Origin of the sequence: Pelomonas sp. Root405, from assembly GCF_001425165.1 — a bacterium.
Lineage (GTDB): Bacteria > Pseudomonadota > Gammaproteobacteria > Burkholderiales > Burkholderiaceae_C > Pelomonas.
Genome location: NZ_LMDU01000001.1, coordinates 432,910 through 459,053, shown reverse-complemented (window position 1 = coordinate 459,053; position 26,144 = coordinate 432,910). Strand labels below are relative to the sequence as shown.

The 26,144-nt window shown below is 67.5% G+C and carries 19 protein-coding genes; 11 read left to right on the top strand and 8 right to left on the bottom strand.

From position 1 onward, the window contains the following. Window positions 1–5: 5 nt before the first annotated feature. Window positions 6–950, top strand: coding sequence for a hypothetical protein (locus ASC81_RS02080; RefSeq protein WP_156391666.1), 945 nt, complete (start codon window positions 6–8; stop codon window positions 948–950). Between the two features lie 30 nt (window positions 951–980). Here the strand turns inward: ASC81_RS02080 and ASC81_RS02075 are convergent, their stop codons facing one another. Further along, complete coding sequence (locus ASC81_RS02075) at window positions 981–2,531, bottom strand: methyl-accepting chemotaxis protein (protein WP_056262076.1); 1,551 nt, start codon at window positions 2,529–2,531, stop codon at window positions 981–983. A gap of 135 nt (window positions 2,532–2,666) precedes the next feature. Between ASC81_RS02075 and ASC81_RS02070 the strand changes: the two genes are divergently transcribed. The 3 genes from ASC81_RS02070 to ASC81_RS02055 all read left to right on the top strand — a co-directional run bounded on the left by ASC81_RS02070 (window position 2,667) and on the right by ASC81_RS02055 (window position 9,574). Next, entirely contained in the window at window positions 2,667–3,431 is a 765-nt protein-coding gene (locus ASC81_RS02070) for a type III pantothenate kinase (protein ID WP_056262074.1), read from the top strand. Window positions 3,432–3,610: 179 nt separating this feature from the next. Further along, window positions 3,611–8,215: a PEP-CTERM sorting domain-containing protein gene (locus tag ASC81_RS02060; protein WP_056262068.1), complete on the top strand. Its 4,605-nt coding sequence runs from the start codon at window positions 3,611–3,613 to the stop codon at window positions 8,213–8,215. Window positions 8,216–8,536: 321 nt separating this feature from the next. Next, a complete protein-coding gene (locus ASC81_RS02055; protein ID WP_156391664.1) occupies window positions 8,537–9,574 on the top strand; it encodes a hypothetical protein in 1,038 nt (345 codons plus the stop codon). A gap of 35 nt (window positions 9,575–9,609) precedes the next feature. Here the strand turns inward: ASC81_RS02055 and ASC81_RS02050 are convergent, their stop codons facing one another. Beyond that, complete coding sequence (locus ASC81_RS02050) at window positions 9,610–10,074, bottom strand: hypothetical protein (protein WP_056262064.1); 465 nt, start codon at window positions 10,072–10,074, stop codon at window positions 9,610–9,612. A 72-nt stretch (window positions 10,075–10,146) separates the two neighbouring features. On the opposite strand from ASC81_RS02050, the gene ASC81_RS02045 reads away from it, so the two are divergent. Continuing rightward, window positions 10,147–11,097 carry an ABC transporter substrate binding protein gene (locus tag ASC81_RS02045; RefSeq protein ID WP_162245847.1) on the top strand — a complete coding sequence of 317 codons (951 nt, stop codon included), beginning with the start codon at window positions 10,147–10,149 and terminating at the stop codon, window positions 11,095–11,097. After that, a complete protein-coding gene (locus tag ASC81_RS02040; RefSeq protein ID WP_082536188.1) occupies window positions 11,075–13,399 on the top strand; it encodes a hybrid sensor histidine kinase/response regulator in 2,325 nt (774 codons plus the stop codon). Before ASC81_RS02045 ends, ASC81_RS02040 begins: the two co-directional genes overlap by 23 nt. Here the strand turns inward: ASC81_RS02040 and ASC81_RS02035 are convergent. Then, entirely contained in the window at window positions 13,351–14,130 is a 780-nt protein-coding gene (locus ASC81_RS02035) for a response regulator transcription factor (RefSeq protein ID WP_056262056.1), read from the bottom strand. The genes ASC81_RS02040 and ASC81_RS02035 overlap by 49 nt on opposite strands. A gap of 288 nt (window positions 14,131–14,418) precedes the next feature. Between ASC81_RS02035 and ASC81_RS02030 the strand changes: the two genes are divergently transcribed. After that, on the top strand, window positions 14,419–15,063 hold the full coding sequence (locus ASC81_RS02030; protein WP_056262053.1) for a helix-turn-helix transcriptional regulator: 645 nt from the start codon (window positions 14,419–14,421) through the stop codon (window positions 15,061–15,063). A gap of 6 nt (window positions 15,064–15,069) precedes the next feature. Here the strand turns inward: ASC81_RS02030 and hslU are convergent, their stop codons facing one another. The 5 genes from hslU to ASC81_RS02005 all read right to left on the bottom strand — a co-directional run bounded on the left by hslU (window position 15,070) and on the right by ASC81_RS02005 (window position 20,612). Next, entirely contained in the window at window positions 15,070–16,383 is a 1,314-nt protein-coding gene (gene hslU, locus ASC81_RS02025; protein WP_056262050.1) for an ATP-dependent protease ATPase subunit HslU, read from the bottom strand. Next, window positions 16,380–16,949, bottom strand: a complete 570-nt coding sequence (hslV, locus tag ASC81_RS02020) for an ATP-dependent protease subunit HslV (protein WP_056262048.1) — start codon at window positions 16,947–16,949, stop codon at window positions 16,380–16,382. The genes hslU and hslV overlap by 4 nt, the downstream gene beginning before the upstream one ends. Before the next feature lie 40 nt (window positions 16,950–16,989). Continuing rightward, complete coding sequence (locus tag ASC81_RS02015) at window positions 16,990–18,753, bottom strand: hypothetical protein (RefSeq protein WP_056262045.1); 1,764 nt, start codon at window positions 18,751–18,753, stop codon at window positions 16,990–16,992. Window positions 18,754–18,761: 8 nt separating this feature from the next. Then, on the bottom strand, window positions 18,762–19,400 hold the full coding sequence (gene dksA / locus ASC81_RS02010) for an RNA polymerase-binding protein DksA (protein ID WP_235533544.1): 639 nt from the start codon (window positions 19,398–19,400) through the stop codon (window positions 18,762–18,764). A 156-nt stretch (window positions 19,401–19,556) separates the two neighbouring features. Next, complete coding sequence (locus ASC81_RS02005) at window positions 19,557–20,612, bottom strand: GTP-binding protein (RefSeq protein WP_056262041.1); 1,056 nt, start codon at window positions 20,610–20,612, stop codon at window positions 19,557–19,559. 115 nt (window positions 20,613–20,727) lie between these two features. Here ASC81_RS02005 and ASC81_RS02000 point away from each other — a divergent pair, with 115 nt between their 5' ends. The 4 genes from ASC81_RS02000 to glyS are packed head-to-tail and all read left to right on the top strand — an operon-like array spanning window position 20,728 to window position 26,142. Beyond that, the gene (locus tag ASC81_RS02000; RefSeq protein ID WP_056262037.1) at window positions 20,728–21,609 is read left to right on the top strand and encodes an HlyC/CorC family transporter; all 882 of its coding nucleotides are present in this window, start codon (window positions 20,728–20,730) and stop codon (window positions 21,607–21,609) included. Window positions 21,610–21,617: 8 nt separating this feature from the next. Further along, window positions 21,618–23,048 carry an apolipoprotein N-acyltransferase gene (lnt, locus tag ASC81_RS01995; RefSeq protein ID WP_235533543.1) on the top strand — a complete coding sequence of 477 codons (1,431 nt, stop codon included), beginning with the start codon at window positions 21,618–21,620 and terminating at the stop codon, window positions 23,046–23,048. 29 nt (window positions 23,049–23,077) lie between these two features. Then, a complete protein-coding gene (gene glyQ / locus ASC81_RS01990) occupies window positions 23,078–24,010 on the top strand; it encodes a glycine--tRNA ligase subunit alpha (RefSeq protein ID WP_056262032.1) in 933 nt (310 codons plus the stop codon). Beyond that, window positions 24,010–26,142 carry a glycine--tRNA ligase subunit beta gene (glyS, locus tag ASC81_RS01985; protein ID WP_056262029.1) on the top strand — a complete coding sequence of 711 codons (2,133 nt, stop codon included), beginning with the start codon at window positions 24,010–24,012 and terminating at the stop codon, window positions 26,140–26,142. Before glyQ ends, glyS begins: the two co-directional genes overlap by 1 nt. The last annotated feature ends 2 nt before the right edge of the window (window positions 26,143–26,144 follow it).

Genomic DNA, 26,144 nt, shown 5'->3' with positions numbered 1-26,144 from the left:
AACGTATGAAGCTCGAACTCCCGGGTCGCCCCGGCACACTTCGCCGGGTGGCGATGGTCATCGCCACCAGTGCCGCCTTCAGCGCGCCGGCCAGCGCCGCCAGCTATGGCGGTTTTGCCGAAGTGCGCATCGTCGATTCGCCAACCGCGCAGAGCGCAGCCGATTCACAGCCTGTCAGCGTCGTCGCTTCCAACCGCGGCGGTACGGCCCTGGTAGGCACGAGTGCCGTCGCCGCCGCCAGGGTCGAGACGGCGGGTGTGCACTTGGTCGCGACGAGTTCATCCATCGCCTCACCGGGCCCGGCGCTCATTTACAGCAGCGGCTACGCGACGGGCGGGTTCACGGACGATTTCGTGTTCGGCAGCACGCTGGCACCACTGGGCAGCCTGGTCACCCTCACCGTGCGCTTCAACGTGTCCGGCGCCATCGCTACCGAGACAGTGGGCGTGGGCGCCGAGGGGCTGGGCGGCGGCGGCACGGCCGGATGGCGTGCAAGCTTTTCACTGCTTGGGCAGGACGACGCCGTGCGCTGGGAGGGCTACGAGACCGAAAGCCGCGGCGGGGGCGATGCCACGCGCGATGGCAACGCCACGCCAGGTGATCGATTGTTCAGCTTCAACGCGCGCGTGGGAGAGCGGCTTTACCTCGGCATATCCGGCACCGTGGACGCGGGCAGCGGTGCCCAGATCCTCGCCGGTGCATCCGGTTCCGTGTCAGGCGCGGGCCAGGCGCAGTTCGGCAGCACGCTGTCCTGGGGCGGCATCGTCTCAGCCGTCGATGCCAACCAGCAGGCGCTGACCCACTTCAGCGCCGTCAGCACAGCCACCGGCTTCGACTACACGCAGGCCTATGTCAGCAGCGTGCCCGAGCCGCAAGCCGCCGCGCTGTGGCTGGCGGGCCTGCTTGCATGCGTGGCCGGTGCCACCTATCGGAGGCAGCTGAAAGCCTGAGCCGCGGACTGACGGAGACCGGGCAGCGGCTCAGCTCAACTTGAAGCTACTCACCAGCCCCGCCAGCCGCACCGCCTGCTCCTTCAGCGACTGAGCCGCCGCGGCAGATTCCTCGACCAGCGCAGCGTTCTGCTGCGTCATCTGGTCCAGCTCGGTCACAGTGCCGTTGACCTGGCGCAGGCCCTGGCTCTGCTCGACGGCCGCGGCGCTGATCTCGCCAATGATGTCGGTCACGCGCTGCACCGAGCCGACGATGTCGGTCATCGTCGTGCCGGCGTCGTTGACGAGCTGGGTGCCAGCCTCGACGCGCTCGACGCTGGCCCCGATGAGGCCCTTGATCTCACGTGCGGCTTCGGCCGAGCGCTGCGCCAACGAACGCACCTCGCCGGCGACCACCGCGAAGCCGCGGCCCTGTTCGCCGGCACGCGCCGCTTCCACGGCAGCGTTCAACGCCAAGATGTTGGTCTGGAAGGCGATGCCGTCGATGGTGCCGATGATGTCGCTGATCTTGCGGCTGGCCGCGTTGATCTCGCCCATGGTGCTGACGACGCGCGACACGACCGCACCGCCGCGGCCTGCGGTCTCGGCAGCGGCGCCGGCGAGCTGCTTGGCCGTCATCGCCGAGTCGGCGCTCTGGCTGACGGTGCCGGTCAGCTGCGTCATGGCGCTGGAGGCCTGCTGCAGGTTGGATGCCGTCTGCTCGGTGCGCTGCGACAGGTCCATGTTGCCGCTGGCCACTTCGCTGGAGGCGACCTGGATGCTCTCGGCCGATTCGCGCACCTGCCCAACGATGCCGGACAGCGACTCCTGCATGGCAGCCAGGGCCTGCATCATCTCGGCGGACTCATCGTTGCCGCGCACTTCGGGCGCGCGCGACAGGTCGCCGCCCGCCATGCGCTCTGCAAAGCGCTTGGCCGCCATCAGCGGGCCGATGATGGAGCGTGAGATGAGCATCGCCAACGCGCCACCGACGACGACGCAGACGACGAAGGCGACGATGAAGCCGAGGAAAACGTTGCTGACCAAACTGTCGACCTGGGCGAAGACGTCGTCGCCCCGCTTCTTCAGGTCGCCCTCGATGTTGTTGAGCATGGTGATCGCCGGCTCATAGGCGGCGTCGGCGGCCTTCATCTCCTCGAAGGCACTCTGGGCATCGGCAAAGCCATCGGCGCCGAGCTTGTCGGCCACGGGCAGCACGGCCTTGCGGTAGTCGGCCATCAGCACGCGGAACTTGGCCAGCGCCACCTTGCCCTTCTCCTCGGTCGAGATGGCGCCGAAATCGTCCATCGCCTTGTCCAGCCCGGCCTGGGCGGCGTCCCACTCCTTGCGGGCGCGCGCGGTGCCTTCCTTGTTGAAGATGGAGGCCACCAGTGTCGACGTCGCGGCCTTGCTCTGCAGCAGCTGGCTGCGCGCGGCCATGGTGATGTTGGAGGCCGGGATCAGCTTCTGCGTGATGCCCTGGATGGCCCGCTGCGATACCTTCAGTCCAAAGCCGCCCAAGCCCACCAGCAGCGCCGTCATCACGAGGATGATGCCGAAAGCCAGCCAGAGGCGGGCTTGGATACGCAGACGACGCAGCATGGGTTCTCCTTGAAGGGGCGCAGGACGGCCCGGGCTTAGCCAGCTGATTGAAGCAGAAACCAGCGGGAAAACGTGGAAGCCTGCTGGTAGGCTCGCGCCATTCTTCACGGCTTTGTCCGCGCCACGGTCCCCACCATGAGCTTTCTGGCCATCGACATCGGCAACACCCGGCTCAAGTGGGCCGTCTACGCAGACGGCGCCGAACCCGGCAGCCCGCCGCAACAGCACGGCGCCGTCTTCCTGGAGAACATCGACCGCCTGGCCGATGAGGACTGGCAAGACCTGCCCCCGCCGACGCGCATGCTGGGCAGCAATGTGGCCGGCGACGCGGTGCGCCGCCGCGTCGAGGAACAGATGGAGCACTGGGACCTGGCCACGCGCTGGGTGGTGCCGGCACCCGAGGCCGCTGGCGTGAAGAACGGCTACGACCACCCGACACGCCTGGGCGCCGACCGCTGGGTGGCCGTCATCGGTGCGCACGCGCACGCGCTCAAGCGCGGCTTCGACGGGCCCGTGCTGGTCGTCATGGTGGGCACGGCGGTGACCGTCGAGGCGCTGTCCAGCGCCGCCGAGTTCCTGGGCGGCCTCATCCTGCCCGGCCACGGCATCATGCTGCGCGCACTCGAAGGCGGCACCGCCGGGCTGCGCGTGCCGACCGGCGAGGTGCGCGACTTTCCCACCAACACCAGCGACGCGCTGACGACGGGCGGCACCTTCGCCATCACCGGCGCCATCGAACGCATGGCGCGGCTGCTGGCCAAGCGCGAAGGCCGTGAGCCGCTGCTGCTGATGACGGGCGGCGCAGGCTGGAAGGTGGCGCCGGCGCTGGACACGCCGCACGAGCTGATCGATGGCCTGATCTTCGACGGGCTGCTGGCGATCAACGCGGCGCGCGGCTGACGCGCATGCTGCGCCACCGCGCCCTGGGAATGTCCCAACCCGCCTGGGACCCCGGGTCCGCAGTGTTGAGGATGCCGCGCAAGGCCTGACCCGGCATCGTGCTGTCGCCGGGAGGCCTCGCGCCCTCCGGCTGCGCTCCGTTCCCGGAGACGCCAACAACAGCCAGCCAGGGGGCCACCATGAAGCATCTCCATTCCCGCCAGCGCATCGCGCTGGCCGTTGCCACGCTGTTGCTGACGCTCGCCACGCCGAACGGCCGCGCCGCCGTCACGGTGACCGGTTCGTATTTCCTGAGCAACGGCAACGGCCAAGCCATCGGCCCGGGCGACGTGGACCAGCCCGGCGCGACGCTGCAGGTGGGCTGGGGCGCGCCAGGCAGCTTTGCCGCCACGGCCGGATCAAAGGTCACGCTGGCCTACCTGATGATGGCCGGCCATGGAAATGGCCCGACCACGGGCCTGCTGGACGGCGCCGGCACGCAGATGCTGCTGAAGGCCGATGCCAACAGCAACCGCTTCTCGGTCGGCAACACCGGCGTCAGCAGCTTCGTCGTCAGCAATGGCGCCCGGCTCGACGCCGGCTCCGACAGCGCCGCCTGCGCCCTGGGCAATGGCTGGTGCAACAACTTTGTCGGCGTCGCCGCGGGCGCCCAGGGCAGCCTGACAGTGACCGGTGCGGGATCGTCGGCCACGCTGATCCACACAACCTACATCGGCCATCTCGGCATCAACCTGCAATCCGGCCAGGCGGGGCAGGACGTGATGGGCCGCCTGCTCGTGGCCGACGGCGCGACGCTGGACACCGGCCATGTCGTGGCCGGAGCCAGCGCCAGCGGCGGGCCGCTGCTGGGCCATGAACGAGCGTTCGCCGAGCTGCGCGTCACAGGCGCGGGCTCGCGCTGGCAGGTGACCGACATGGCGAGCCCGGTGGGCAGCCATGTTCACCTCGCCCAGGGCGCACGCAGCGAGGCGCTGCTGCAGGTGGACGGCGGCGGCCAGATCCTCGTGACCGGCGGCGCGGGCCGCGGCTTTGGCGTGCGCCTGGGCGAAGGCGGCAGCTTCAGCGGCAGCATCACCGGCGCGAACTCGGCGCTGTGGCTCAGCGGCGATGCCGACAAGGGCTATTTCCACCTGGCCGAAGGCGGTGGCACGGCGCAGCTCGACGTGACCCACGGCGGCAAGATCGGCGGCGGGCGCTGGTTGCAGGTCGGCTTGAACGGCGGCAACGCCACGCTCAACGTCGACGGCGGCTCGGCGGAGTTCTCGGCAGGCGACGTCCACGTCGGTTATGCGGCCACCGGTGCTCTTAACCTGAGCAACGGCGGACGCCTGACGGCGCGCCAGCTCAACCTCGGCTCGGGCGCCGATACCAACAACGCAGGCACGGCCACCGTCCACGGTGCGGGCACTGTGGTCGAGCTTGGCGGCGTCGATATGCGCCGCCTCGCGATCGGCAGCGCGGGCACCGGCAGCCTGACCGTCAGCGGCGGTGCACTGCTGGATGCCAGCATCGACGCCAGTGCCTGCGCCGGCCGCTGGTGCGGCACCTTTGTCGGCCAGCTTGCGGGCGCCTCCGCTCGCTTCACCGTCACAGGCGCCGGCAGCGAGGCGCGCTTCCTGGACCGCTTCAACATCGGCGAACTCTTCGTCGCCCGCCCGGCCAGCGAAGGCTGGACGGGCGGCGAGCTCAACGGCGCCACGCGGGCTCGCGTCGACGTGCTGGCCGGCGGCAAGCTGGTCACGCAGAGCGTCCACACGGGCGGCTCGGTCACCGCCTCGCAGGGCGGTGGCGAGCGCAGCTTCGTCGACCTGGCCGTCGACGGCGCCGGCTCCAGCTGGCTTGTCACGGGCAGCCCATCGAGCGACGCGCAGTTCACGCTCAGCGAGAACCGCGACCGCCTGGCGCACACGACGCTCGTCGTCAGCGACGGCGGCCTGTTGCGGGTCCAATCGCAGCCGGGTCGGCAGGCCGGGGTCGATCTCGCGTCTGGCGGCACCAGCTTGACGACGATCCAGGGCGCCGGGTCGCGCCTTGAAATCCAGGGGGACACCTCCCGCTTCGTCGTCGGCAACACGCAGGGCGGCACCGCGGCCCTGACCGTGAAGGACGGGGGCGCCGTGGCGCAGAACGGCGCAAGCTGGAGCTACGTCAATATCGGCGAGACCCACAGCACCGGCCTCGTGGAGATCTCCAGCGGCGGCCAAGTCAGCGGCGCGCGCCAGGTCAACGTCGGCAGCGGCGGCGCCGGCAGCCTGCTGATCAGCGGCGCCGGCAGCCTGCTCACGACGGATCGCAGCGGCAGCTTCGTCGGCCAGGTCAACGTCGGCCAGCAAGGCCATGGCTGGCTCGATGTCTGGGACGGCGGCCGGCTGTCGGCCTTCTCCCTGCAGGTGGGTGCGGGCAGCGACCCGACGCAGAGCCGCGGCGAAGTGCTAATCGACGGAATCGGCACCCGGGTCGAACTGGATGCCGTGAGCTGGCACCGCATGGCGATCAGAAACGGCGGTGTCCGCGTCTCAGGCGGTGCGCTGCTGGACGGCACGGTCGGCAGCGCGGCCTGTAGCGGCGGCGTCTGGTGCGGCGTGTTCATCGCCAATGACGCCGGCAACGCCGGCGTGCTGACCGTCACCGACAGCGGTTCAACAGCCCGCTTCCTGAGCAACTTCAACGTCGGTCAGGCCCATGTGACGGCACCTCCGACCACGCCCTGGTCCTCAGGCGAGGCTGGCGCCACCAGCACCGCCCAGGTCCATGTGCTGGGCGGCGGACGGCTTGAGACCGAGCAGGTCTACATCGCCGAGGGTTCCAGCGGCCCGGCTGCCAACGGCAACGAGAGCGTCTTCGCCCAGGTCCGCATCAGAGGCGCCGGCTCGGTCTGGCAGGTCAGCGGCGCCAACGGCCGTGCGGCAAGCTTCATGAGCGGCATGGGCAACGCCGCCAACACCCTGAGCGACATCCAGATCGCCGACGGCGGCCAGTTGCTGCTGACGGCCGACGCGAACACGGCGGCTTATGTGCAGCTCGGCTTTGACGGCGGCGTCAGCCGCATGAGCATCACCGGCGCCGGCGCCAAGCTCGTCTATGGCTCGACCAGCAACGCCGGCCTGTGGCTGGGCCGCAATGGCGCAACAGCCAGCCTCAGCGTCGGCAACGGTGGCGCCATCGAGGGCGTCAACCGCATCCAGGTTGGCAACACCGGCGCGCTCGCCAGCTTCAGCGTCAATGGGCCTGCCAGCAGCGTCACCTACGGCCAGCTCTTCGCCGATCTCTACGTCGGCCGCTCCGGGTCGGTCGGCACGGCCGACATCTCCGGCGGCGCCCAGGTGCAGATGCATGGCGACTACTTCAGCCGCATCAGCGTCGGCGACAACTTCGGCTTCACGACGGCCACGGCTGCCGGCCAGGGCGCCCTGACGTTGCGCGGCGCCGGCACGCTGGTGTCGATGAAAAGCGGCGTGGCCGGCGACGCCAACACCTTCAGCCCGACCGTCTACATCGGCCGCAGCGCCAACGGCGCACTTGCCATCCGCGATGGCGCGGTGCTGCGCCTGGAGGGCCTGGCGCCCACCGACGCAGCCCTCTTCTACGAAGGCGCGGGCGTCATCGTCGGCAACGGCTGGGGCGCTGCGTCCAACGGCAGCGTCGAAGTGAGCGGGGCCGGCGCACGGCTGGAGGTGATGGGCACCAACCCCTTCATCACCGTCGGCGACGGCGCACTGGGCAACGGCCGCCTGAGCATTCGCGACGGTGCGGTCGTGCGAACGACGCTGATGGGCATCGCCGACTTCGGCGCCACCGGCTCGACGCAGATCGACAACGCGACGCTGCAGCTTGAAGGCGCCTGGCGCACCGGCTGCTGCATCGGCGCCAGTCTGTCCGTCGGCGCGGGCGTGGGCAGCTCGGCCCACCTGACGCTGAACAACGGCGCCCAACTGCTGGTCGGCAACGCCAGCGGCAACGAGCGCACCAACCTGTCCTTGGGCGGCATCGTCGGCTTCCTTTCTGGCGGCAGCGGCACCATGAGCCTGGCCGGTGGCTCGATGGTCAGCGTCTCGGGCATTGGCGGCGGCGGCGGCCAGATCGTCATCGGCGCAACGGCTGGCGGTGTCGGCGTCACCAGGCTGGTGGGCGGCAGCCAGATGAGCGCCAACTACATCGGCGTCGGTGCCCTCAACGGCAGCGACGCCGGCGTCGGCACTCTGCTCGTGCAGGACAGCAGCACCGTGACAGCCGACCAGATCGAGATCGGCGCCAAGGGCTTTGTCGGCGGCACCGGCACCCTGATCGGCAACATCGTCAACCGCGGCGTCTTCAGTCCCGGCAACTCGCCCGGCACGCTGCATGTGCAGGGCAGCTTTGCCAATGCGGCGGGCGGGCGGCTGGTGCTGGAAGTCGAGGGGGATGGCCAGGGCGGCTTTGTCACCGACCAACTGGTCTTCGACGCCGGCGCAGCGCTCAGCCTGGGACAGGTGCAGATCGAGTTCCGCTTCCTCGGTGCGAGCGACCCCAGTGCCTTCCAGGCCAGCGGCGCCTTCCAGATCGACAGCTTCCTGCGCCAAGGCAGTTCGGGACTGGACCATGAGCTGCTGGACGGCGCGAGCTATTCGGCCAGCAGCGCGGCGTATCAGTTCACGAGCTTCAGCTTCTCGGCAGATGGCGGGGCGGTGTTTCAGGCGCAGGCGGTGCCGGAGCCGGGAAGCTGGGCCTTACTGCTCGCCGGGCTGATGGCGGTGGGGAGGGTTGCCCGGCGTCGACATTCATCCGTCGCGAGTCGCCGCAGCTAGCCAGTCCACGCCCATCTCACCCAACGCTCTCAACACCCGACCCAGGACAACATCGTGAACCAACGCCAATCCTCTCGCTGCGTCATCGCCACCATATTGCTGACCTCGCTATCCCTGGCACAGGCCGAGGACGCGCCGCAGGCGCCGCTGTCGGCGGTCGAACTCAAGGCTCGCGAGGACAAGGCGGTTGCCGACGCCCAGGCTGCGATCAACGCCGCCAGGCTGCCGCAGGTTGGCGACCTGAGCAAGTACAAGCTTGACGCGCCCGAGGTCAAGCTCGACGCGACCGCGGCCCGTCTGGCCCTCGCCGAGGCGGGCGGCTTGGCGCGACAGGTAGCCGACGATATCGAAAGGGTCACGGGCTGCGCAGTCAATGGCGGCGCGCCAGTGACGCTTTTGCTGTCGTCCGCACGACCGCGCGCATTGCTGATGCGGGCTGAAGCCCTGGAGCGCAACATGCTCAACTCGCAAACCAGCCTGGACAACCTCACGGGCGCGCTGAGCAACGAGATCGAAAAGGCCAAGTTGATCGAGCGAGTGACCCAACAACAACAACAACAGCAACAACAACAGGCGGGCAAAGGCGGCGCGAAGGCCCTCTTCGCCGGTATCGCCTTGCTGCCCGCGATTGGGGCCATCGGGGAAGTCGGTGTGGCCTTGGCGTCTGCGATGCGCAGCAGCTACAAGTTCGATGGCGTGGACAACAAGGACTTGATCACCACTGTGTTCGGCAACATGGTGCAGGGGCAGTTGTCGATGAAGCACGGCACCGGCTGCCGAGTGCTGCATGTCGACGCGATGCTCAGTAGCTCGCTCGACGCTCGGTCGCCGCTGTTCGACCGTGAGCAGCGGCTGTCGGCCTCCGTCGCCGACGCATTCAAGGCGGTGGAGCGAGCCCTGTTGAAAGCCGCTGAACTGCGCAAGAACGCTCCGCAGGGCACGAATGACGAAAAGTCGCCCGCGTCAAAGCTCCGCCAAGCCTGGCTGGATGCCGCCGATGCGCTGACGGTGGCCGCCACCAAGCACAACGGCAATGCGGACGCCGTCGCCAAGGCCTTGCTCGAACTTGCCACGCCGGACGCACAGGGCGACAGCCCGTTGGACGAAGCGCTGCGCGGTAGCAGGCTGCGCGCACTGCTGCCGGCGGACAAGGCCAGGCTCTACAGCTTGAACCTGACCTTGGCCGGCTCCAAGGCTGATGTCATCGCCAAGAACGGCTTCTTCAGCGGACTGAAAGTGGCGGTCGCAAGTCACACGGCGGCGACATGGGTCCTGTTCGACGCCGACGGCAGGCTCGTCGCCGCCGGGAGCCCGGGTGCTTCGACCCAGGCCAGCAAGGTCACGGACGGGCTGTTTTAAGGGGCTGGCCGGCCTGCGCGTTACCGCGCGGGTCGTCAATTGCCGCCGATCAGCCGCCGCTCCAGTTCAAGCACGGCTGCCACGGAGAGCTGCGCGAGTGCCTGATTGGTCAATGCAGAGGCCGGCTTGGTTCCAGTAAGCGGCGTGTCGTCATCGGCCGCAAAGATGACGGAGTCGATGGCAAGGAAGCGGTCGTCAGGCGGCTCGCTCGTAGCCTGGAGGATGACGCGGATGTCCGCAGCAACCAACGCCTGCAGATCGGTGCTCGGCATGCTGTCGGGATGCACGGTGCCTGTACAGGGCACGACTGGGACGGTCGGGTAGCGGACCCTCGCCGGTTGAGCGATGCCATAGGCCGGCGTGCCTTCAACCATCGTGCGGAATGACCACAGTGCCTGGATCTCGTGCTCGTTGATGGATTCGACTTGTGCCGTGGATTCAGGTGCGGATTGAGATGTCATGAAGCCCTCCTTACTAAACTTGCCGAAAAATGCGTCCAAGACGCCAACATAGGATATGGGACGGAAGGCATGGTGAACATTGGCAGAAGGTCCCGTACCTTGGTCGGTGCTGTGTTTGCCATCACCTTGACACTGGCGATGCGGTCGGATTCTCGGCAGGCCGGCGACAGCATCCGATTGGCCTTCCTCGGGCGCCTAACGCAGGAGGAAGACGCGGGCTTCCATCGTTTCTCCAAGGCCTTCGAGCGCCTGCCCGCATCACTGCGAAACCGCGTCAACATCCAGTTCGCCTCGACCAAGCTGGGGGCGGTCGAGGACATTGAAAAGGCGGTGGATGCCGCGCTGGCGGGTGACCCGACGGTGATCGTGGCACCGTCGACGTTTACCGCAGCGGCCGTGCGCAGGAGAAACCGCGATATCCCGGTCATCTTCGCCAGCTTCCTCGACCCCGTGCGCTACGCCGTGGTGTCATCGACCTCCGCGCGCAGCGAGCCGTTCACGGGAGTCTGGATAGACGACGACCTGGATGCCAAGCGACTTGAGGTCCTGCGTGATGCCTACCCGGCGGTGAAGAAGGTTGCCGTTCTGATGGACGCCGACTGGCGCGCGAACACGAAGGCAGACACACGGTTGATCGAGGCCGGCCAGCGACTTGGACTCGAAGTGTCGGTGCTGTCAGCAGAAACGCTGGTGGAGGCGAACAGGCTCCTTGACGAGACTGCGTCAAACCACTTCGATGCCTGGTGCCTGCCCCCAACCGGTCTGGCCTTCCTGCACTTGTCAGCAATCATGGAAAGGCTGCGCAGTTGGCGGCGGCCTGTCGTCGTCGGGAACACAGCGGCCGTCGAGCAGGGTGCGCCGCTTTCCCTGGCACTGGATTACAGCTTCACCTGGCCGGCGATGATCGACCTACTGGGCCGGGTACTGAACGGCGAATCGGCTGCCGCCATTCCGGTGCAACGCACCGAGCGTGCCGTGTTGGCCGTGCGCCCCAAACCTGCCGAAGGCTTTCCTCCCCCAGCGAGCCCTGTGACACGGCATGCTGACGTGGTCTACCGCTGATTCGCAGATGTCCAATCCGACGCGGCACCGCCCAATGGCCCATCGCTTCGCGGTTTGGCTGGGTGGCTCGCTGGCAGGCACGCTACTGCTGCTTGGAGCATCCGACAGCTATGTTGGCTATCAGACGTCCGTGAGGCATATCGGCGAGCTGCAGCAGGCCCAGGCGCTCGGCGCAGCACGGGAAATTGGCAGCTATCTTGAGAGGGTTGAGGATCGACTACGCGAAGCTGCAATGTTCTCGTGCAGCGATGACGCACTGGACACCACGCAGCGCCGCGACGAGTGCTACAAACTGCTGCGATCCGTTCCGGCCGTCATCGACCTCCAGGTCGTGGACACCGAACGGCAGGAGCGGCTGTTCATCTCCAGGGTCCTGCCCGACCGGATAGACAGCTTGCGCCGTGAGGACGATGCCGTGGTGACCGACCTGAAACTCAAGGACGGCGTGCGCTATGGCCGAACCTTCTTTCGCGATGGCGAGTTACCGACGGTACGGCTGGCCGCATCGAGTGGAGTCGGCGCCGTCATCGCCACCGTCGACCTTCGCATGTTCGGCGAGGTCGTCGACCGGCTTGCGGTCGGAGACGGTGGGCTGGCCTACATCGTCGATGAACAGGGGCTGCTGATCGTGCACCCGCAGCGCACGCACGTACTGAGACGCATGGATCTGTCCCGCGCCGAAGTCGTGCAACAAGCCAATGCATCCAAGTTGACCGCACCGGCCGCCATGCCGACGCTGCACACCCGGGACTTCACAGGTCAACCCGTGATTGCCACCTCCGCGTCGGTGGCAGGCCCGGGATGGCTGGTCGTCATGGAGCAAAAGCGCAGCCAGGCACTGGCGCCAGCCTGGTCCACTCTCACTCGGACGGCGCTGCTGATGGCACTTGGCATGGTGCTGGCACTCGCAGCAGGCGTTGCTTTCGCCCGTCGAATGGCTGCACCCATCGTCGCCTTGCGGCGAGCCACGGCCCGCATCGCCAGTGGGGATCTGGAGACGCATTTGCAGTCGAGCAGCCACGATGAGATCGACGGGCTCGCGAACGACTTCAACCAGATGGCCATGAAGTTGCGCGACCTGTACGCCAACTTGGAAGCCAAGGTCGCAGAGCGCACCAACGAACTGTCCGTGGCGCGGGATGTGTTGACTGCGCGGGCAGATCAACTCGTACAACTCAAGGACGAAGCCGAACGCACCAACGCCGCCAAGACCCGCTTCCTCGCCGCGGCCAGCCACGACCTGCGCCAGCCCATGCACTCCATCAGCCTGCTGATCGGCGTGCTGCGCACCCGCCTGGTCGACCCAGCGCAGATCGACCTTGCCGACAAGGTGCAGTCCTCCGTCACCACGATGGAGAACCTGTTCGGCAACCTGCTCGACATCTCCAAGCTCGACGCCGGCGCCGTGCACCCTCATGTCGAGGACGTGGACCTGGGTTGGCTGCTAGAGCGCGCGGCGCAGACCTGGCTGCCGCAGGCCCAGGAAAAGGGCTTGAGCCTGCGCGTGCGCCCCGGCCGCTGGGTGGTGCGGGGCGACGCGACTTTGCTGGAGCGCATCGTCGGCAACCTACTCGCCAATGCCATCCGCTATACGCGCAGCGGCGGCGTGCTGGTGGGCTGCAGGCGGCGCGGCAAGCAGTGCGAACTGCAGATCTGGGACACGGGGCCGGGCATCGCGCCGGAGCATCTCGAAGCGATCTTCGAGGAGTTCTTCCGCATCGGCGCGCCCGGCACCGGGCAGGAGAAGGGGCTGGGGCTCGGGCTGTCCATCGTGCGGCGCTGCGCTCACATCCTGGGCTATTCAATCGCCGTGCAGAGCCGCGAAGGACGGGGGTCGGTGTTCAAGGTCTTGTTGCCGCTGGCAGCAGGCACTGCGGCGTCACCCGCGGCTGCAGGCGCGGTCAACGCGCCGCTGCAGGCGCTGGACGGCAACTTCGTTGTCGTCGTGGACGACGAGGCCACCAATCGCGAAGCGGTGCGGGATGCACTGCTTGCCGCCGGCTGCCACGTGGTGATCGCGGCCAACGGCGACGACGCGCTGGCGCAGCTGGCGGCACACCTGCGCACGCCTGATCTGATCCTGACCGACTACCAGCTGGGGACCGCAGGTGATGGCCTGGATGTGATCCGCCGGCTGCGCGCTCATTACGACGAGCCGATTCGCGCACTGGTCGTGACCGCCAATACCGACACGCGGCTGCCCGCCGAGGCTGCGGCGCTGGGTGCCAGCCTGCTGCACAAGCCCGTTGGCCTTCAACGCCTGTTGCTGGCGCTCAAGGAGTCGCTGGAGACCGCCGCCTGAGGCGGCTGGCGGTGGTCGAAGCGCAGGCCGATGCGGCCCGCCGCCACGATGGCCTGGGTGCGGGTGGTGACGTTCAAGGCCCGCAGCACGGCGGAGGTGTGGGCCTTCACGGTGCTGAGGGAAAGGTCGAGCTCGCGGCCGATCAGCTTGGCCGGCTTGCCCTGCAGCAGCAGGTGCAGCACCTCGGCCTGGCGGGGCGTGAGGCCGAGGTCGGACGGCCGGCGCGCCGGCACACCAGCCGACTCGGGCCCTACCGCTGGCGCCGCAGCGCGCATGGGCGTGACGGCGGCCGCGGGTGAGGCTGATGGAGCCGCAGCCGGCGCCGGGTTGCGCGCCGCCAGGAAGACGCTGGGCGGCAGATAAATGCCCTTGGCCAGGATGAGCTTGAGCGCGCCGATCATGACGGCCGACGTCGCGCTCTTGGGAATGAAGCCCATCGCGCCAGCATCCAGGGCAGCCAGGACGGTCTCCTTGTCGTCCGCCGAGGACATGACCACGACCGGCATCTCGGGGTGCGCTTCGCGCAGACGCTGCACGCCTTCCAGGCCCGAGGCACCAGGCAGGCCGAGGTCGATGAGGACGAGTTCCGCAGCACCCCTCTCCTCGATCAGCGCGAAGGCTTCTTCGCAACTGCCCGCCTCCCAGGTTTCAAGCGGCTGAACGAGGGGCCGCAGCAACAGGGCGATGCCCTCTCTGAACAAGGTGTGGTCGTCGACGAGCAGGACTCTCATGGGGCGCGATGGGTGCGAACCGATATTAGCGAGCAATCAAGGCGCCAGCGCCGCTGCCGCATTGGCCTTATGGATAGGCCTGAAGGCCAAGACGCCCTCACACATCCTCCCGACGCAGGCGATGCGCGGCCTGTTGCCGGGGCCTGTCGGCGCGGCAGTGCCGGCTTGCGCCAAGCCGGTCGCTCGACCATCTGGGCCGGCCGTCAGGGCAATGCGGGAAAGGGGTGCACCCATCAAACTTGTCAGCAAATCAAACGCTGTCATCGCCACTGCTCAGGGAGAACTTTCATGCTGACCGCCTTCCAGACCCACTCGGCGGACCACCGCTCACAGGCAGGTTTCACACCGGCAGATTCGACTTGCCAGGTCCTGGCAGCCCTGCCCCAGCCCATGCTCGTGGTACGGCCTGACCGGCGCCTGCTGTTCCGCAACCGCAGTGCCGAGAGCCTGCTGCGCGACCGGCGCGCGGAGGTGAGCGCCGACCATCTGATGCAGATCGGCCAGCTCGACGCAGCGCGGCTGGAGCCACCGCTGCGTCTGGCGCAGGCCGGCTCGACGTCCTATGTCGGGCTGTGGTTCACACCGCAGATCAGCACCGGCTGGCTGCACAGCATGCCGTTGCCCGAAGACCTCGCAGCCGGCGCCGGCTGGCCCGCGGACGCCGTGCTGCTGGTCATTCACCTGGACCAGCCCACGCTGACCCAGGCGGCGCGCATCGATGCCCTGGCCCGCCACAGCCGGCTCAGCGCCACCGAGCGCCATGTCCTGATGCTCCTGGGCGACGGCATGACCGTGGAGATTGCCGCGGCTCATCTCGGTGTGTGCCTGTCGACGCTACGCAGCCATGTGCGCAATCTGCTCGGCAAGACGCAGGCTTCTTCGCTGATGCAACTGCTGCGCTGGGTGGGCAGCGGCCAGGCGCTGCCGCATTAGTCCTGCTCAGAGAATGAACCGACTCAAATCCTCATTCGCCGCCAGCGCCGCCAGCTTGGCATCGACCGCCGCCGCGTCCAGCGACACCGTCTGACCCGAGTTGCGCGGTGCGTCGAAACTGATCTCGTCGAGCAGTCGCTCCATCACCGTGGCCAGGCGTCGCGCGCCGATGTTCTCGGTGCGCTCGTTGACCTCGAAGGCGATCTGGGCCAGGCGCCGGATGGCCTCGGGCTGCAGGTCGAGCGTGACGCCTTCGGTCGCGAGCAGGGCCTGGTATTGCTTGACGAGGCTGGCATGCGTGCTGGTCAGGATGGCCTCGAAGTCGGCCACCGACAGCGAGTCGAGCTCGACGCGGATGGGCAGCCGGCCCTGCAGTTCGGGAATGAGGTCGCTCGGCTTGGCGAGGTGGAAGGCGCCGCTGGCGATGAAGAGGATGTGGTCGGTCCTCACCATGCCGTATTTGGTTGACACCGTCGTGCCCTCGACCAGGGGCAGCAGGTCGCGCTGCACGCCCTGGCGCGAGACTTCGGCGCCGCCATGCTCGTTGCGCGAGGCGACCTTGTCGATCTCGTCGATGAAGACGATGCCCATCTCCTGGGCGTTGGTCAGCGCCGTGGCGCGGATCTCTTCCTCATTGACGAGTTTGGCCGCCTCTTCGTCAACAAGCAGCTTCATCGCTTCGGCAATCTTGAGCTTGCGCGTCTTCTTCTGGTTGCCGCCGAACTGGCTGAACATGCCCTTGAGTTGCTCGGCCATGTCCTCCATGCCGGGCTGGTTGCCAAAGGGTGTCAGCACCTCCAGGCTTGGCTTGGGTGCGAGCAGGTCGAGCTCGATGTCCTTGTCGTCGAGCTGGCCCTCGCGCAGCCGTTTGCGCATGGTCTGGCGGGTGGCGTTGTCCGGCTCGACACCGGGCAGCAGCACGCCGAGGATGCGCTCTTCGGCCGCGTCTTCGGCGCGCGTCTGGCAGCGGCGCATGGCCACCTCGCGCTCCAGCTTGACGGCCACCTCGACGAGGTCGCGCACGATGGAGTCCACATCCTTGCCGACGTAGCCGACCTCGGTGAACTTGGTCGCCTCGACCTTGACGAAGGGCGCGCCGGCCAGCTTGGCCAGGCGGCGTGCGATCTCGGTCTTGCCGACGCCGGTGGGGCCGATCATCAGGATGTTCTTGGGCGTGATCTCGCCGCGCAATTTCTCGTCGACCTGCTGGCGGCGCCAGCGGTTGCGCATGGCAATGGCGACGGCGCGCTTGGCGGCCTGCTGGCCGACGATGTGACGGTCCAGCTCCGAGACGATTTCCGCCGGGGTCATCGAGCTCATTCAAGCACCTCCAGCGTGTGGTTCTGGTTGGTGTAGATGCAGATTTCGCCCGCAATCTCCAACGACTTTTTGACGATGTCCGCCGCGCCCAGCTCGGTATGCGCCAGCAGCGCCTTGGCCGCCGCCTGGGCATAGGCGCCGCCGGAGCCGATGGCGACGATGCCCTGCTCGGGCTCCAGCACGTCGCCGTTGCCGGTGATGATCAGCGACGCCGTGCGGTCGGCCACGGCCAGCATGGCCTCCAGGCGGCGCAGCACGCGGTCGGTGCGCCAGTCACGCGTCAGCTCGACGGCGGCGCGCACAAGGTGGCCCTGGTGCTTTTCGAGCTTGGCCTCGAAGCGTTCGAACAGCGTGAAGGCGTCGGCCGTGGCGCCGGCAAAGCCCGCCAGAACCTGGTCCCGGTAGAGCTTGCGCACCTTGCGCGCGCTGGACTTGACGACCGTGTTGCCCAGCGTCACCTGGCCATCGCCGCCGATGGCGACCTGCCAGCCGGTTGCCGTCTGGCGGCGCACCGAGATGATGGTGGTGCCGTGGTAGACGGCTGAGGAGGAATCAGAAGAAGACATAGGGCCTCCAGATGAGCCCGACAGCGCCCAAAGCAAGCCCTCAGTTGATGCGGACTTTGACTTTCGCGTGCTCGTTGATGCCCATGGCGCCAAAGAACAGCGCGACAAGGCGGTGCGTGTCGGTGAAGACGACGCCGCGGTTCTCGCTGCGGCGCTGCAGCACCCAGTTCAGCAGGTCACCGGCAGCCATGAAGTCCAGCCGGATGAGCTTGGTGCAGGAAATATTGATGAGGCTGGCCTCGCCGACCTCGGCGGACAAGGCGCGCAAGGTGTCGGAAATGTCACCGTTGAGCTGGCCCATCAGTTCGAGCTGTGCGGCTGCCATCGCGCCATCAGGCAGCCCGGTGTCGAGGAAGGTGGACTGGGCCTCGCTCTGCATCGTGCTGGTGGCGGGGCTGTTGGTCGACCCGCCGTCGCTGCCGATGCGCACGCGGCACTTGGCGCGCTCCCACGACGGCGGCGAGACCTCGTAGGTCACGCAGTAGTCAATGGCGGCCTCGTCGAACTGATCGGGCCGGTTGGCCAGGCGCAGCGCCTCCAGGCGCAGCATCCACAACGCCGGGTCGGTGTCGCGCTCGCCGACCGGCGCGACTTCCTTGAGCTGGGCCAGGAAGCGGTCGCCGCCGACCCAGCGCTGGTCGACCTGCTGCTGCGCCCACTGGCGGAACAACTGGCGCATCTGGATCGCCGCCTCGATCTCGATGGAATCGAGCGCGCCCCAATCGAAGACCCAGGGCATGGGGAGGGTCTCGCTGCGCCTTTGCAGCACCGACACGTCGTCGGCCGTCAGCATCGGCGGCGCCGTCCAGCTGACCTGGCTGGCCTTGGCCATCGGTGAGCGGTTGGACTGGCGCGTCGATTCGGCCACCAGCTTGGGCATGGAGAACCACTGCGGCGCCGACAGACCGAACTGCTGGGCGTACTCGACAGCCAGCGCCTCGAACTTGCCTTGGGCGCCGGTGGCGCGGTAGTGGTCGAACAGCACCAGCCAGGTCTCGCCGTGCAGATTGCGGCTGCCGCCCGGACGCACCAGCTCGGTCAGCGCGCGCTCGCTGTTCTCGTAGTCGGCATTGGCGAAGGCGATGACGGCCTCGTCCAGATCGGGGTCGTGCACCAACTCCTGTACTTCGACGTCGGGCGTGGACTCGGCCAGCGTGAACGACAGCGGCATGTCCAGCGGCGGCAGGTCGGGCAGACGGCTGGCCGGCGAATCGGACAGCGGCGGAATGGCCGCGCCCATGGTCACGGCGGCAGGCGGCGTCGGCGCCTGCAGGCGCTGGACCTCGCGGGGGGTAGAGAACTCGCTGACACGGCCGTTGGCAGCGTCGGTGGCCGGCGTGGCCGCGACGGTGGACGCAAACGCCGCAGGCCGCGTGCTGGTCTCGAAGAAGCCTGGCTGATGCTTGGGCACGGCCTGCGTCGTCGCAAAGCTTTCGCCCACCATCTGCTGCTCGATCTCGTCGATCTTGGCCTTCACACCCAGGTCGATCTTGGAGCTGGGCTCGCTGATGCGGTCGTCATCGCCCAATCTGGACGGCGACGCGGCGAGGGCGGCCAGTTGCTCCGGCGTCAGCCCTTCGCGGCGGATGCGGCGCAGCATGTCGAGCTCGCGCTTGCGCACGAAGTCGTTGCGGCGCTTGCGCTCCACCATGGCGCGCAGTTCGGCCTTGGCCAGGTCACCTTCGGGGTCGTCCTGGCGCGAGTTGATTTCCGACCAGTCCGTCGTCGGGTTGGCGACGAAGCGCGCAACCTTGCGGAAGAAGCTGTCGCCTTCCTTGGGGTCTGCGGGCTTGGAGTCGGACATGCTGCGGGTCAGTCGCCGAACATTTTTTGCTTCAACTCGCGGCGCTGCTGCGCTTCGAGCGACAGCGTCGCCGTCGGGCGGGCGATCAGGCGACCCAGGCCGATGGGCTCGCCGGTCTCGTCGCAGTAGCCGTATTCGCCCGTGTCGAGGCGGGCAATGGACTGCACGATCTTCTTGAGCAGCTTGCGCTCGCGGTCGCGCGTTCGCAGTTCCAGCGCATGCTCTTCCTCGATGGTCGCCCGGTCGGCGGGGTCGGGCACGATGGTCGTGTCCTCGCGCAGATGCTCGGTCGTCTCGCCCGCGTTGGACAGCACGCCGTTCTTCAGTTCGGTGAGCTTGGCGCGGAAGAACTCGATCTGCTTGGCATTCATGTACTCCGAGTCCGGCATGGCCAGGACTTCGGCGTCGGTCAGCTCGGCACCCGGTTTGCTCTTCCAGGCATTGACGAGCTTGGGGTCACCCTTGGCGGCCACGCGTGGCGTTTCGTCGGTGTGGTTGGCACCGCGCGCAGGTGGCTTGGGCGGCGCAAAGCGGTCGGCAAACCGATTCGCCGGTGCGGGCGCTTCCAACATGGCGACGTCAGCACCGATATCGGTCTTCTTCGCACCTTTGGATGCGGCGGTTTTTGGGGCCGGGGTCTTGCTCACAGTCATCTCCTCGCTCAGGGCTTGCATCGGCGCGGTGTCAGACCTTGATCCCACTGCTGTTAGCCGGCGGCCCATTTTTGAGCGCGGCGGATTGTAGCCATGAGGATTCATCCATCTGCACCCCCCCGGAAACAGGGCTCCGGAGGGCCGGGAACATCAAGCCAAACAACCTTCCAAGCCCTGCATCAGGATCTCTTTGGGAAGGTCGATACCAATGAACACCATCTTGCTCTGCTTTTTCTCTCCGGGCATCCATTTCGGGCCGAGATCGGAGCCCATCATCTGATGAACACCCTGGAAAATGACCTTCTTGTCCGTGCCTTTCATGTGTAGGACACCTTTGTATCTCAGCATCTTCGGGCCGTAGACCTGCACGATGGCCCCGAGGAAGTCCTCCAGCTTGGCGGGATTGAAGGGCTTGTCTGATTTGAAGACGAAGCTCTTCACGTCGTCGTCATGGGCGTGGTGGTGCGGGTGGTCGCAATGTTCACCGTGCTCATGGTCATGGTGGTCATGGCCGTGATGATGGTCATGGCCGTCGGCCTTCAGAAAGTCGGGATCGATCTCCAGCTTGGCGTTCAGATTGAAGCCGCGCAGATCGAACACCTTGCTGAGCGCCACCTCGCCGAAATGCGCCGTCTGGATGGGCGCGCGCGGGTTCATGTGCTTGATGCGGTGCACCAGCGCTTCAACCACCGCCGGCTCGACCAGGTCGCTCTTGCTGATGAAGATCTGGTCGGCAAAGCCCACCTGCATGCGCGCTTCCTGCCGGCCGTTGAGCTGGTCGTCGGCGTGCTTGGCGTCCACCAGCGTCAGCACCGAGTCCAGCAGGTAGCTCTCGGCGATCTCATCGTCCATGAAGAAGGTCTGAGCGACCGGGCCGGGGTCGGCCAGGCCGGTGGTCTCGATGATGACGCGGTCGAAGGTCAATTCACCCTTGCGGCGCTTGGCGGCCAGGTCGCTCAGCGTCGTGCGCAGGTCCTCGCGAATGGTGCAGCAGACGCAGCCGTTGCTCATCTGGATGATCTGCTCGTTGGTGTCCGACACCAGGATGTCGTTGTCGATGTTCTCCTCGCCGAACTCGTTCTCGATGATGGCGATCTTCTGGCCGTGGGCTTCGGTCAGCACGCGCTTGAGCAGCGTGGTTTTACCGGCGCCGAGGAAGCCCGTGAGGATGGTGGCGGGGATGAGGCCTTTGGCGGAAGAGGACATGGCGGGGGACCGTTTCGAATGAAGGCGACACAGATAGGGACTGCCCGCCGGACTACAAGGGCTTGGCAAGCTGATCGGCTATTCTGTCCCCTGTCGCAATCCCTTGATGCTCCCCTTGAGCGAACCACATTCAGGCAGGCCCCCAGTTCGCGGGGCCGCCAAACACCAGCCCGAGGCGCGTGGCCTGCTGGAGCGCATGCTGGAGTTCCTGCACCCCGGCCCTGACTCCAAGTCTGAACTGATCGACACCCTGGCCGACGCCGAACAACGTGAGCTGATCGAGCCCGAGTCGCGCCAGATGCTGGAAGGCGTGTTGCGCATGGCCGAGCTGTCGGCCGGCGACGCGATGGTGGCCGCGCCGCGCATGGACCTGCTGGACATCGATGCGCCCTACGACGAATTGCTGGGCATCGTGATCGACACCGGCCACTCGCGCTTCCCCGTCTATGAAGGTACGCGGGACAACATCATCGGCATCCTGCTCGCCAAGGACCTGCTGAAGATGCAGCGCGCGCCGGAGCTCAATTTGCGCGCCCTGCTGCGCCCGACCGTCTTCGTGCCCGAGAGCAAGGGGCTCAACGAGCTGCTGCGCGACTTTCGCTCCAACCGCAACCACCTCGCCATCGTCATCGACGAGTTCGGCAACACCGCCGGCCTCATCACCATCGAGGACGTGCTGGAAGAGATCGTCGGCGAGATCGAGGACGAGTTCGATGAAGAGAGCTCGGACACCGGCATCTACACACTGGCCGACGGCAGCCAGCGCGTGGCCGGCGACGCGACCATCGCAGCCGTCAATGCTGCCTTCGGCCTGGACCTGTCTGAGCAGGACTTCGACACCATCGGCGGCCTCGTCGCGCACCAGCATGGCCGAGTGCCGCGCCGTGGCGAAGCCGTGCAGGTCGCCGGCCTTAACTTCGCCGTCATGCTGACCCGCGGCGGCGCAGTGCGCTGGTTCAAGGTCACGCGCGCACCCGACGGCGAGTCCGCGGCGTGAAGACTGCGGTGAAAGCAGCGGTGGCGCTGGCCGCCGGGCTGCTGCACACGGCCTCATTTGCCCCCACTGACGCCTGGTGGGCTCAGATCGCCGCGCTGGCCATCCTGTTCGGCCTGGTGTCGCATGCCACGCCGCGAGTCGCCGCGCTGTGCGGTGCCTTGTTCGGCTGGGGCTGGCTGGCATCTGGCCTGTGGTGGTTGCACATCAGCATGCACCAGTTCGGCGGTATTCCCTGGCTGCTGGCCGCGCTGGCGGTCGCCTTGCTGGCGGCATTCCTGTGCAGCTATTACGCGCTGGCGCTCGGGCTGACAGCGCGCTGGATCGCGCCCGGCCGCATCCGACTGCTGGCCCTGGTGCCGGCCTGGCTGCTGGCCGAACTGGCGCGGGCGACCTGGTTCACCGGCTTTCCGTGGATCGCGTCGGGCTATGCGCACAGCGTCGGGCCACTGGCCGGCTGGGCGGCGTGGATCGGTGTCTACGGCATCACGGCGCTGGCCGCACTCGCCGCAGCCGGCCTCGTTTTGATGCGCGAGAAGGCTTGGCGCCTGGCTGCGCCCGCGGTGCTGCTGCCTCTGGCCGGCCTGCTGCTGCCGCAGGACTTCACGACGTCGGCCGGGCGCGTCACCTTGTCCCTGGTGCAGCCCAGCATCCCGCAGGATCAGAAGTTCGATCCTGCCCGCTTTGCCGCCAACATGGAACTGCTGGCCCGGCTCATCGAGTCGGCCCGCGGCCAGGTCGTCATCACGCCCGAATCCGTCGTGCCGCTGCCGCTGGCTGAGCTGGACCGCGCCACGCTCGTGCGCCTGTCCAACCCCGAGCGCCCGGCCCTGCTCGGCAGCTTCCTCGGCAATGCCGACGAGGGCTATGTCAACTCGGTCGTCGGCCTCGGCAGCGACTACTTCTACGGCAAGCACCACCTGCTGCCCTTCGGCGAATTCATCCCGCCCGGCTTCGGCTGGTTCGTGCGGGCCATGAACATCCCCCTGGACGACCAGGCCCGCGGCAGCCACCAGCGCGCCTGGGCCGTGGCCGGCCAGCGCCTGCGGCCCCTGATCTGCTACGAGGACCTGTTTGGCGAGGACTTCGTGCAAAGCGCGGTGGGCCCCGACGCAGCGACCGTCTTCGTCAACGTCAGCAACCTGGCGTGGTTCGGCACCGTCATGGTCCAGGACCAGCATCTGCAGTTCTCGCAGATGCGCGCGCTGGAATTCCAGCGCCCCGTCGTGCGCTCGACCAACACCGGCTCCACGGCCGTCGTCGACCACCAGGGCCGCATCACGGCTCGTCTGCCGCCACTGCAACGCGGTGTGCTGGAGGCCGATGTCGACGGCCGCAGCGGCTCGACGCCTTACGCCCGCTGGCTGGCCGCGCTGGGCCTGTGGCCGCTCTGGGGGCTGGGGCTGTTGACCCTGATCGGACTGAGGAAGGCCGGCCAATAGAATCGGCCACCCCCGTTTCCGCTAGCCCCATGCTGACCTTCCAGCAAATCATCCTGACGCTTCAGGACTATTGGTCCCAACAAGGCTGCGCATTGCTCCAGCCCTACGACATGGAAGTCGGCGCCGGCACCAGCCACACCGCCACCTTCCTGCGCGCCCTCGGCCCCGAACCCTGGAAGGCCGGCTATGTGCAGCCCAGCCGCCGCCCCAAGGACGGCCGCTACGGCGACAACCCCAACCGCCTGCAGCACTACTACCAGTACCAGGTCGTGCTCAAGCCCGCCCCGGCCAACATCCTGGAGCTGTATCTCGGCTCGCTGGAGGCCCTCGGCTTCGACCTGAAGAAGAACGACGTGCGCTTCGTCGAGGACGACTGGGAGAACCCGACGCTCGGCTGCTGGGGCCTGGGCTGGGAGGTCTGGCTGAACGGCATGGAGGTGACGCAGTTCACCTACTTCCAGCAGGTCGGCGGCATCGACTGCAAGCCCATCACCGGCGAGATCACCTACGGGCTGGAGCGCCTGGCCATGTATCTGCAGGGCAAGGAATCGGTCTACGACCTGGTCTATACCGACGGCCTGACCTACGGCGACGTGTTCCACCAGAACGAGGTCGAGCAAAGCACCTACAACTTCGAGCACAGCGACGTCGACTTCCTGCTCAGCGCCTTTGCCGCGCATGAGAAGAAGAGCCAGGAGCTGATGGCCGAGAAGCTCGCCCTGCCCGCCTACGAGCAGCTGCTCAAGGCCGGCCACAGCTTCAACCTGCTGGACGCCCGTGGCGCCATCAGCGTGACCGAGCGCGCCGCCTACATCGGCCGCATTCGCAATCTGGCGCGCGCCGTGGCGCAGAGCTATCTCGACAGCCGCGCGCGGTTGGGCTTCCCGATGGCGCCCAAGGCCTGGGCCGATGAAGTCGTCGCGCAGATCGAACTGAAGAACAGCAAGAAGGCGGCCGCTTGATGAATTTGCTCGTTGAACTGTTTGTCGAAGAGCTGCCGCCCAAGGCGCTGAAGAAGCTGGGTGAGTCATTCGCGGGCGTGCTGGCGGACAGCCTCAAGGCTCAGGGCCTGGCCGCTGCGGATGCGGCCGTCATGTCGTTCGCGTCGCCACGCCGCCTGGGCGTGCACGTCGCCGGCGTTGCCGCCAAGGCCGCCGACAAGGCCGTCCAGCAAAAGCTGATGCCTGTCGCCGTCGCGTTGACCGCCGACGGACAGCCGACGCCCGCGCTTCTGAAGAAGCTGGCGTCCATCGGCGCCGGCCCCGAAGTCGTGCCTCAATTGAAACGCGCGCCCGATGGCAAGGCCGAGGCGCTGTTCTGGGACAGCATGGTGGCTGGCGCCACGCTGGCTCAAGGCCTTCAGAAGGCACTGGACGAGACGCTGGCCAAGCTGCCCATCCCCAAGGTCATGAGCTACCAGCTCGCCGATGGCTGGACCGATGTGAAGTTCGTGCGCCCGGCGCATGGCCTGGTCGCGCTGCATGGCAGTGAGATCGTGCCGGTCCAGGCACTGGGACTGGTGGCCGGCCGCACCACCAGCGGCCACCGCTTCGAAGCCGCCCAGCCCACCGTCAGCATCGAGTCCGCCGACAGCTATGCCGCTCAGTTGAGCGACCAGGGCGCCGTCATCGCCAGCTTCGCCGAGCGCCGCGCCGAGATCTCGCGCCAGCTGAAAGGCGCGGCCGATGCGCTGAGCCTGACACCCATCGACGACGAAGCGCTGCTGGATGAAGTGACCGCCCTCGTCGAGCGCCCGAATGTGCTGACCTGCGCCTTCGAGGCCGAGTTCCTGGCCGTGCCGCAGGAGTGCCTCATCCTGACGATGAAGGCCAACCAGAAGTACTTCCCGCTGCTGGACTCGCAGGGCAAGCTGACTCGCCACTTCCTGGTGGTCAGCAACATCGCGCCGGCCGACGCCAGTGCCGTCGTGCAGGGCAACGAGCGCGTCGTGCGCCCGCGCCTGGCCGACGCCAAGTTCTTCTTCGACCAGGACCGCAAGAAGAAGCTGGCCGACCGCCTGCCCGGCCTCGCCAAGGTGGTTTATCACGGCAAGCTGGGCAGCCAGGGCGAGCGCGCCGAACGCGTCCGCGCCATCGCGCACGCCATCGTCAACCAGATGCGCATGGCCACCGTGCCTTACACGGTCGAAGCCAAGGACGAGTTCGACGTGCTGGACAGCAAGGCCCAGCAAGCCAGCCAGCTCGCCAAGTGCGACCTGCTGACCGACATGGTCGGCGAGTTCCCCGAGCTGCAGGGCATCATGGGCGGCTACTACGCCCGCCACGAGGGCTTGCGCGACGGTGTCGCCATCGCCATCGAGGACCACTACAAGCCCCGCTTCGCCGGCGATGCGCTGCCGCGCAACCACACCGGCACCGTCGTGGCGCTGGCTGACAAGCTGGAGACGCTGGTGGGCCTGTTCGGCATCGGCCAGCTGCCCACTGGCGACAAGGACCCGTTCGCGCTGCGCCGCCATGCACTCGGCGTCATCCGCATCCTGGTCGAGAAGAATCTACCGCTGGACCTGCCGGCTTTGATCGACGCGGCCGTACCGCCGTTCGGTGAGCTGATTACCAACCCAAGCGAGGCGCTGCGGAGCTTCTTCTCCGACCGCCTGGCCGTCAGCCTACGCGACCAGGGCTACAGCGCCCAGGAAGTCGATGCCGTGCTGGCGCTGAACCCCGCTCGCCTGGGCGATGTGCCGCGCCGCCTGGAGGCCGTGCGCGCCTTTGCCGCCCTGGCGGAAGCGGCCTCGCTGGCTGCCGCCAACAAGCGCGTCGGCAACATCCTGAAGAAAGTCGACGGCGAGCTGCCGACCGAGATCAAGCCCGAGCTGTTGCAGGAAGCCGCCGAGCAGGCGCTGGCCGCTGCCATCACCGACGTCCAGCCCGCCGCTGACCGCCTGTTCGAGCAGCACGACTACACCGGCTCGCTGAAAGCACTGGCTGCGCTGAAGGCGCCGGTCGATGCCTTCTTCGACGGCGTCATGGTCAATGCCGAGGACCCCGCGCTGCGCGCCAACCGCCTGGCGCTGCTGGGTCGGCTGCACGCCGCGATGAACCGCGTGGCCGACCTGTCGCGCCTCGCAACCTAAGC